Source organism: Pseudomonas sp. Sample_24, from assembly GCF_004307605.1.
Lineage (GTDB): Bacteria > Pseudomonadota > Gammaproteobacteria > Pseudomonadales > Pseudomonadaceae > Aquipseudomonas.
The window spans coordinates 1-2,282 of record NZ_RCNW01000459.1 but is presented as its reverse complement, the minus strand read 5'-3'; the positions used below and the strand labels follow the sequence as shown (position 1 = coordinate 2,282).

Below are 2,282 nucleotides of genomic sequence, written 5' to 3'. Positions count from 1 at the left end.
TTTCCATGAGCGAGTTGCGTTTTACTGAAGATCACGAATGGCTGCGCACCGAAGCTGACGGCAGCGTCACAGTCGGTATCACCGCTTTCGCCCAGAACGCCCTGGGCGACGTGGTTTTCGTACAACTGCCTGAGCTGCAGTCCTACGACAAAGGCGCCGAAGCCGCCACCGTGGAATCGGTAAAAGCCGCCAGCGGCGTGTACATGCCGCTGGACGGCGAAGTGCTGGAAGTCAACCCGGCGCTGGACAGCAGCCCTGAGCTGGTCAACGAAGATCCGCTGGGCGAAGGCTGGTTCTTCCGTTTCAAGCCAAGCGACGCCAACGCTGTCGGCCAACTGCTGGATCAGGACGCCTACGACCGCCTGATCAAAGCCCAAGCCGAAGCCTGAGGAGCACTGACATGACGCAAATCAATTTGACGACCGCCAACGAATTCATCGCCCGTCACATCGGCCCGCGCGCCGGTGACGAGCAAGCCATGCTCAACAGCCTGGGCTTCGATTCCCTGGAAGCCCTGAGCGCCAGCGTGATTCCCGACAGCATCAAGGGCACCAGCGTACTCGGCCTGGAAGACGGTCTGAGCGAAGCCGATGCCTTGGCGTTGATCAAGTCCATCGCCGGCAAGAACCAGCTGTTCAAGACTTTCATCGGCCAGGGTTACTACGGCACCCACACGCCGTCGCCGATCCTGCGCAACCTCCTGGAAAATCCAGCCTGGTACACCGCTTACACCCCGTACCAGCCAGAAATCTCCCAAGGCCGTCTCGAAGCGCTGCTGAACTTCCAGACCCTGATCAGCGACCTCACCGGCCTGCCGATCGCCAACGCTTCACTGCTCGACGAAGCCACTGCTGCCGCCGAAGCCATGACCTTCTGCAAACGCTTGAGCAAGAACAAAGGCAGCCATCAATTCTTCGCCTCCGCGCATTGCCACCCGCAGACTCTTGACGTGCTGCGCACCCGTGCCGAGCCGCTGGGCATCGACGTGGTGGTTGGCGACGAGCGTGAACTGACCGACGTGACGCCGTTCTTCGGTGCCCTGCTGCAGTACCCGGCAAGCAACGGTGACGTGTTCGACTACCGCGAACTGACCGAGCGCTTCCACGCCGCCAACGCTCTGGTGGCCGTGGCCGCCGACCTGCTGGCCCTGACCGTGCTGACCCCGCCGGGCGAATTCGGCGCCGACGTGGCCATCGGCAGCGCTCAACGCTTTGGCGTACCGCTGGGCTTCGGTGGCCCGCACGCGGCGTACTTCTCCACCAAAGACGCATTCAAGCGTGACATGCCGGGCCGTCTGGTCGGTGTTTCCGTGGACCGTTTCGGCAAGCCGGCCCTGCGCCTGGCCATGCAAACCCGCGAACAACACATCCGCCGCGAGAAGGCCACGTCCAACATCTGCACCGCGCAAGTGCTACTGGCCAACATCGCCAGCATGTACGCTGTTTACCACGGCCCTAAAGGCCTGACCCAAATCGCCAATCGCGTCCATCACCTGACCGCGATCCTGGCCAAGGGCTTGACCGCTCTGGGGCTGAACGTCGAACAGGAAAACTTCTTCGACACCCTGACGATCAATACCGGCGCCGACACCGCCAGACTGCACGATCAGGCGCGCGCCCAGCAGATCAACCTGCGCGTCGTCGACGCTGAACGTCTGGGCCTGTCCCTTGACGAAACCAGCACCCAGGCCGACGTTGAAACCCTCTGGAGCCTGCTGTCCAACGGCAAGACCCTGCCGGACTTCGCCGCCCTCGCCGCCTCGGTGCAGAGCACCATCCCGGCCACGCTGGTACGTCAGTCGCCAATCCTCAGCCATCCGGTGTTCAACCGCTATCACTCGGAAACCGAGCTGATGCGCTACCTGCGCAAGCTGGCCGACAAAGACCTGGCCCTGGATCGCACCATGATCCCGCTGGGTTCGTGCACCATGAAGCTCAATGCTGCCAGTGAAATGATCCCGGTGACCTGGGCTGAATTCGGCGCCCTGCACCCGTTTGCCCCGGCCGAGCAAAGCGCCGGCTATCAGCAACTGACCGACGAACTCGAAGCGATGCTCTGCGCCGCCACGGGTTATGACTCGATCTCGCTGCAACCGAACGCCGGTTCCCAAGGTGAATACGCGGGTCTGTTGGCGATTCGCGCCTACCACCAGAGCCGTGGCGAAGACCGTCGCGACATCTGCCTGATCCCGTCGTCCGCCCACGGGACCAACCCGGCCACCGCCAACATGGCTGGCATGCGCGTGGTCGTCACCGCGTGCGATGCCCGTGGCAACGTCGACA

The 2,282-nt window shown here is 62.9% G+C and carries 2 protein-coding genes; both read left to right on the top strand.

Annotation, left to right across the window (positions count from 1 at the left end):
- Nucleotides 1-5 precede the first annotated feature (5 nt).
- Nucleotides 6-389, top strand: coding sequence for a glycine cleavage system protein GcvH (gcvH, locus tag D8V06_RS26465; RefSeq protein ID WP_056852648.1), 384 nt, complete (start codon nucleotides 6-8; stop codon nucleotides 387-389).
- An 11-nt stretch (nucleotides 390-400) separates the two neighbouring features.
- Nucleotides 401-2,282 (top strand): aminomethyl-transferring glycine dehydrogenase (gene gcvP, locus D8V06_RS26460; protein ID WP_130932120.1); only part of this gene is annotated, 1,882 nt, incomplete at its 3' end.